We start from the raw sequence: 6,974 nt of genomic DNA on the forward strand, positions 1-6,974 counted from the left end.
CGAGAACGGACTGCCCACGCTCAACCTGCCCGAACCTGAAAGGGTCGAGGAACCGGAGGCTGCAGGGGACGATTGCCGCGCCGATCGCGGTGACCAGAAGAGCGGTGCGGGCGTCATCGCAGCGTTCAACCACGCGTACTACAGCCAGCGCAACGGGGAAGCCACACGAGCGCTTGCGACGCCTACTTCATCGGTGCAGCCCGCACCCGAGTTGCAAAAGTTCATCGACGCTGTGCCGGTCGGCACCAACTACTGCATCCGCACGATCAAGCTATCCGACGGGGTCTACCTGGTCGACCTCTCCCTGATGAAGCCCGGACAACCGGTGGACCGCGGTACCCAGACCGTCACTACCCAGAAGACCGATGGCCGCTGGTTCGTCGACGTCTTCAAGTAACCCCGCCCACCGGGCGGCATGGCCACCGATCACCGAAAGGAACCACGAACCCATGACCCTGTCCCACAGGCGGCCCCGCCGGACAGCTGCCGCTGTCGCACTTGCCGTCGGCGCCATCACCGCTCTGACCGCCTGCGGAGGCGACGAGGGCCGCATGGCCCCGGCGGTCTCAGCCTCGACCAGCGGAGTGATCGTCACCGATGCCAGCACCGATCTGGGCAGCATCATCATCGGCTGGGGAGAGGACCACTCGGACACCGAAATCACCACGCCACGCCCCGACCAGCTCGACGCTCGCTGCTACGGAAGCGGAGACGCACTCGCAATCGACATCACCGCCCCGCACGGATGGAAGATTCACGCCGGCAGCGGCTCTCAGATACTCGCCATCGAGAACGTCGACCAAGGCCTCGCCCGAACCGACGTCGACGCCACCAACAAGTACCTCGACATCGCACAGTCGATTGACTGGTCCCAGCCAGACGAGGTCGATATCGCGGCCACCGCTGATGCCCCACAGGGCTGGAACTCACCGGCCGGCCCGGCACGCGTCTACCTGTCCGTTCACGTCGACTGCCGCTGACCTGCGGAGATGACACGTCCCGCCGAACCATCGGAAATTTAGAACGGTTTCGAACACCGAAAAGGAAGCCCCTCTCCCTTCCTCGGGGAGGGGCTCGCGTCGTCGTTTACCCAGCGTGAACTGCGGAGATGTCGGCGGCGTGCTCATGATGGGCACTGCGCTGGCCTCCATCGCACTCGGTGGCCGATCCTCGACCGTCTCGGCCTCCTCGCGATCGGTGGGGCGCTCTGGCATCGGGCACATGCTGGCTTCGTTCAAGACCGGTGCATGGCGCTCGCGCGCCGCTGCCCCGTCGAGGGCGTGCGTCGGATGGTGTCGAGATGTGGTCGAGGATCACGGCGATTACGTCCGGAGGATGGACCGAGCGATGCGTAAGGGCTCGATGACGCGCATTCGACCCTGTCAGGTTCGACAAATCTGTCTAGTCCATTTGACTAGAAATTGTCTAACGGGTTAGACTATTCTGGTGATCGCAGAGGAACCGACCAGGAAGCTCGTCAAGCGCCTCAAGGCCGCGGGATTCACCGCAGAACGCACCGAAGGTAGCCACACCTTCTGGGTCGGCCCCAACGGAGCGGCGGTGTCCGTCCCCGACGGGCACAAAACCATCTCTCCGGGGGTGGTCCGGAAGGTGAACAAGGCCATCGAGGCCAGCAAGCAGTGACCGACCGCCGGGGCTGGCAACAGCCCCGGCTCAACCCCAAGCACCACAACCCAGATCCAACACCCATCGAAGGAATAAACCATGAAGGTCTACAAAGTCGAGGTGACCCGAGACGGCAAGTGGTGGATGGTGTCGATTCCCGAACTCGACGGATTGACCCAGGCCCGCCGCCTCGGCGAGACCGAGCAGATGGCGCGCGAGTTCATCGCGGTTGAAACAGGGACGCCCATCGCGGACGTTGTCGTCGACTTGGGAGTCGCGGTCGGCGCCGTCACTGATGCCAGCGCCCGAGCGGAGCAGATCCGCAAGGACCGCGAGGAGGCTGCCCGACTTGAGTCGCTCGCTCTCACGGAGTCGAGGATCCTTGCGCAGTGCCTTGCGAAGGAGAACGTGCCCGTTCGTGACATCGGTGAACTCCTCGGCGTCACGTTCCAACGTGCGAGCCAGCTCGTGAACTCGTAACCCTCACTCTCTGCGAAGATCGGACGCGCCCGTCATCTATCGGTGACGGGGCGCGTTGTGTTTTGTTGAAGAAGGTTCTGCCGGCTACACGTGTGGGCGGTACCTAGGTGCTGCGGCGTCCGTGGTGGCGAGTACTTCTGTCGTGAGCCGGGCACGGGCCGGTGAGGGGCCGACTCGACAACGCCCGTGTCCGCCGCGTCGCATAGCCGCCGACAGCCGGCCAGATCCTGGCACTATCCGCCTGTAGGGCGGTGACGCGGCCTGGCTCGGGGCGTGCCCGAGCCGCCACTATGTCGTCCCACCCCGCTATTGTTTCGCCGTGACCCTCGCTGACATCACCCGCGAATCGGTGCTCAACGCCATCACGGAGTGCGATGAACTCGGGCAGGACCAGTTTCTTGCCAAGTACGGCTTCGCACCAGCCCGGTTCTACCGGGTCCGATACGACGGGCGCGAGTACGACTCGAAAGCGATCGCGGGCGTCGCCCACGCCTACGCCGTCGGCCGCGCGTTGGCCGCAGCCGAATTCTCCGGCGGAGAAAACACAGTGGTCAGAGCGCTCGAATCCCTTGGCTTCACCCTCACGAAGGCACCGCAGGGTGCACCTGCGCAGCGCCGCGCCTGGCTGGTGATGACCAAAACCGAGTACCGCAGACTTGGCGGCGGGGAGAAGTACGACGACGACGCCGCCAGCCACTACAGCTGGGACAGCAATGTGGCGAACTCCCGCCAAGTCTCTCCCGGCGACGCCATCGTCGTCTGGGACCAGAACGACCTCATCGGCGCCTCGGTGATCGAGGCGATCGCCGAGGGTGAGAAGACCAAGGCAATCGGTCGATGCAGAGAGTGCGGAACCACGAATTACCTGGAGCGTAAGACGTTGCAGCCGCGGTACCGCTGCTATGACTGTGGAACCGAGTTCGACGAGCCGACATTCACCGAGTCAAACGTCAAGACATTTCGGACGACGCACGACCAGGGATGGGTCGACCTCGCCGGCGTACTCGACGCCCCACAACTGCGCGCACTGTGCGTGAAGAACTACTCCCAGAACAGTATCCGCGAACTCCGCTGGGACGACTTCCGGGCAGCGGTCGAGGCAGCCACGCCGGGTCAACCGCTCACGATCGTCGAAGCCACCAGCAGCCAGCTCTCTGGCGGAGGTCACTCAACCCGCCCTGTCCGAGTGCGGCTCGGGCAACCCGCCTTCCGCGCGGAACTCATCCGGCGTTACGGATTGAACTGTGCCTTCACCGGACCATCACCAGCGGAGACGTTGGAAGCGTGCCACTTGTACAGCTACGCCGACGTGGGGGTCCATGAGAGCGAAGGCGGACTCCTGCTCCGCCGCGATCTCCACCGGCTCTTCGACCACGGCCTTATCGCGATTGACAGTGCCGGCACCATCGACGTCACGGACGAGATCCGGAAGTATCCGTCGTACGGTGATATTCACGGAAACAAGGTGGGGGTCACGCTCAGCAAGAAGCAGAAGGCCTGGGTCCAGCTGCACTGGGACGAATGGCGATCGATGTCGACGTGAACCGCGATAAGCGCGTCGTATCGCGGGCGGCACTTCATACGGTCGTCTGGTGCAAAAGCCGATGCTTGCGGTGAGTGCCCTCCTCGCAGATTCATTCAGTTCGACCAAATTGGCCGCTGCCCCCGAAGAACTCAGCGCTCGCGCGTCTCCTCGGGTCGGTTCACTGCGAATGTCGCCTTGCTGTTTTGCGCCGGTGATGTGTTCCATCTCGCCAGCTCCCTTGATTCGGAACTGATGCGGAAGAGGGGATCGGCTCAAGCGAGTCGCTGCTGCAGGCCAGCCATACCAGTCCGGCGAAGCTGGTGTGTGAGGGTGTTCCGCTCCTGCCTTCGCCGGGCGTCTACGACGACCGCATGGTCTGGGGCTCCCCACGCCGAGGGCCTTCGTGCTGCGCAAAGGAGGTCGAGTTCGTGGTTGACTCCAGCCGTTCTTCATCTCCGACCGCGTGGCGTGCGTGCCGTACTGCGCGTCGGCTTCGTCTTCACGCACGATGCCGCGACCTTAAGGTCGTTCAGGACAACGTAGTGCAGCGATCACTGGGAAGCGGCCTGGCAGAGAGCCGGACGGGTTGGGTTGAGCCAACTGCCCACTCAGGCCGGGCCGCTCACCACCAGGCGCCATTTTGGGGGTAAGGGAAGGATCCCGGACTCGGCGTGTCGCCCCCTGGTCGGCGTTGGCCTTCGCATAACGCACGGCCCGGGATCCGCATAGGCACCCAGTAGACTCGCTCCGACCTATGGCCGAGCGGTGGCCTTTCGCATCCGGCCGGACAATCGGGACTTGATGACCGAGTGTTCGGACGCCAGACCGAACAAGGATGCGGTCAACGATTCGTTGCTCATGAAGTTGCCGCAAATCTCGCCTTCAGTCAGACCGTGTTCCTCGGCGAGCGCGAGAATCTGTCCCACTCGGCAGGCCATCGCCGTCTTGTAGACCACCTGAACCGCCCTTCTGGCGTCCTCATGCTGCGGTGCGGGCGTGTGATCAATCCAGTACTTCGTGACGTCCTCGATGAGAGGGAAGCGTGGATCGATCATGACGGTGCCGAGCTGACCGGTCCGTCCTGGCATGTACTTTACCCCGATGCGGGGTCTTGCCTTGACTTCATCTTCGTCAAATGACGAAGCATCGAAGTGGCACTCAGGAATCGCCGCCGGCACACTTCGCGTGTCCCCTTCCTGGTTCCCACCGAGATTGCCATTTGGGTTGGAACCACGGCCCTGACCGGTGCTAGAACCATCGCTCCGGCCTCCGCCGCTACGCCCGCGATGTCGGTGGGCGGCACCGCCCGCGCCGCTACCCGTGGCGGTGCCTGATGCCGCGCCATTGGCTTTCGGAAACCAGATCACACGCTTGAACATCTCCATGAACGGCTGGGCTACTTTATCGACGATGTCCTGATCGACATCTTCATGATCGTCAGGAATGGATGCCTCGATGGCTTCGACAACGAACGTCGGCATGTTATCGATGAAGGTTTGCTCCCAGATCCCCCACGGCAAGTCGCGCCCCGACATGGTGCTTGACGCTGGCTGGACATAATTCAGCGAGGTCCGTGACGAGGCAGGAAAGACACCTCCTAGAGGATCATTCGTACCGCCGGCACGCCGCGGCTCGACGATGATCGAGAGTCGTCGATATACCTTGGACGACGAGATCGCAAACTTCTGGTAGTCGCGTGCGGTGTCACGCCGGTGGTAGAGCTCGTTCTTGTAAAGAACCGAGATCCCAGGACGATCGGCAAGCCTCCGGCCACCGCCACCCTGGACCGCATCCTCGTGAAGCAAGTTGATCAAGATCCGCCCCCCATCGGGTAGGGGGACCGTCGCCGACTCAGCCTTTCCCTTCCTCGAAAGGGTGCCAGCCATGAGGATGCCTGTAGGCCGAACGGGTTCGTTGAAGATGCGGTCATTCGCATCCGGGCTCGACCCATCGAGGGCAGAGCGATCGACGCGGTCGCGCCGCCGGCGGGCCCACGAATCGACATCGCTGGAACGCGGGTCCTCGTAGCGAATGTTTACGTTCGGCGGATGCGTGTGGTACCGATGGGTGAGGTAGTTGGGCCCGGTGTGCGTCATCCAGTTGCCCTCGGGACCAAGGAATGTATGTTCCTGTCCGGTGTTGCCCAGGAATAGGAACATGGTCCCCGTGCCGATGGCGTTACTGTCGCTGAGTTGGTAACCGAGCCATTTGGGGCGATCGGACACGAACTCGGGGAAGAGATCGGCGGGCGCAACCTCATTGGCGATGGTTTTGCCGTCGTCGTCGGTCCACCGCAGCGTGGCGGCTTCGTAGTAACCCAGCGCTTCTGATCGATCCGGCACATACCGCAGCCACATGAGCCTGCCCTCGGGGTACTCCTTGGTCCAGCTCGCGACGATCACACCAGCCTTGTTCCAGGGCAGGGTTGAAACCCGCGCTCCCATGGCGAAATTGCCGTGCAGATCGCCAGCTGATTGATTCTTGGAATCAAGGTCGAGCAGGCCGGCCATGTAGTCGACCATCCGATCGCCCATTCCGGAGCCGTTGTCGTAGTATGCCATGCGGTACCGCTGGGCCCGTATCTTGAAGGCGTAATTGTCGGGCACGTCCTCGACGCGCCAGTCGGCGCGTGCGCTCGGCCAATGGATGCCCAGCTGAATCTCGGTTGCGCCCGCTTCGAGGCCGTTTTGGACGAGTTCTCGAAGGAACTGGGTGTCGTCGCCTTCGCGGTAACTACGTTCGATCAGAACTGCGCCCGCACGCGCACCATCTGCCGAAATGGCTTTAGCCACGATATTCTCCTTGTTCCGCCACTCACTGCCGGCCCTGGGCCCGCCGTCGGCGTGGTCCAGAAACTCGACTGCATGTGGTCTGTCTAGGTCTCAAACGTACTCGTGCATACCGACCCAGACCACGCCTTGGCTCGCTTGAGGCAGCGACTTCCTCTCCCCGAAGACTGGGGCTTCCTTCAGATGCGGACACAACTTTCTCCGTGGTGGTGGCAACTGTTGCCGACCATCCTTGTGACGGATTCGGATGCTACTGCCGTCACGACGTGCCGATGACGACCATGGAAGGCGGTTCCCTTCTCTGCTCGGATTGGGGAATCCGCGGAGGACAATCCGACTTCAAGCACCTCTCACAGCAGCTTGGGGTCACGCCTCTCTTCAGTCACTCCGCGAACGCAGACCGGGAGGGGTGGACACACCCCAGGAGGGTCAACCCAACGAGCGGGTGACAGGAATTACACGAGTCAGCCCTTCCGGTCTGCTACGGAACGCTACGGGCTAACCCGACCGCGGACCGTTGACACGAACAAAGTCGGAATTACATGACCGCTGAC

Annotated in this window: 5 protein-coding genes and 1 pseudogene; 5 read left to right on the top strand and 1 reads right to left on the bottom strand. The window is 62.8% G+C overall.

The genetic code is table 11. The features are described from left to right. The 5 genes and pseudogenes from AZG88_RS34705 to AZG88_RS34725 form a co-directional block, all read left to right on the top strand. Window positions 1-397, top strand: a pseudogene (locus tag AZG88_RS34705) (hypothetical protein); the annotation flags it as partial. 52 nt (window positions 398-449) lie between these two features. Continuing rightward, a complete protein-coding gene (locus AZG88_RS34710; protein WP_061700364.1) occupies window positions 450-980 on the top strand; it encodes a hypothetical protein in 531 nt (176 codons plus the stop codon). 466 nt (window positions 981-1,446) lie between these two features. Continuing rightward, on the top strand, window positions 1,447-1,644 hold the full coding sequence (locus AZG88_RS34715) for a type II toxin-antitoxin system HicA family toxin (protein ID WP_061700365.1): 198 nt from the start codon (window positions 1,447-1,449) through the stop codon (window positions 1,642-1,644). 81 nt (window positions 1,645-1,725) lie between these two features. Next, the gene (locus AZG88_RS34720; protein ID WP_061700366.1) at window positions 1,726-2,106 is read left to right on the top strand and encodes a hypothetical protein; all 381 of its coding nucleotides are present in this window, start codon (window positions 1,726-1,728) and stop codon (window positions 2,104-2,106) included. 319 nt (window positions 2,107-2,425) lie between these two features. After that, the gene (locus AZG88_RS34725) at window positions 2,426-3,649 is read left to right on the top strand and encodes an HNH endonuclease (RefSeq protein ID WP_061700367.1); all 1,224 of its coding nucleotides are present in this window, start codon (window positions 2,426-2,428) and stop codon (window positions 3,647-3,649) included. A gap of 734 nt (window positions 3,650-4,383) precedes the next feature. Here AZG88_RS34725 and AZG88_RS34730 read toward each other — a convergent pair. Further along, on the bottom strand, window positions 4,384-6,423 hold the full coding sequence (locus AZG88_RS34730) for a hypothetical protein (RefSeq protein WP_061700368.1): 2,040 nt from the start codon (window positions 6,421-6,423) through the stop codon (window positions 4,384-4,386). Between the last annotated feature and the right edge of the window lie 551 nt (window positions 6,424-6,974).

Origin of the sequence: Rhodococcus sp. LB1 (genome assembly GCF_001583455.1) — a bacterium.
Classification (GTDB): domain Bacteria; phylum Actinomycetota; class Actinomycetes; order Mycobacteriales; family Mycobacteriaceae; genus Rhodococcus_F; species Rhodococcus_F opacus.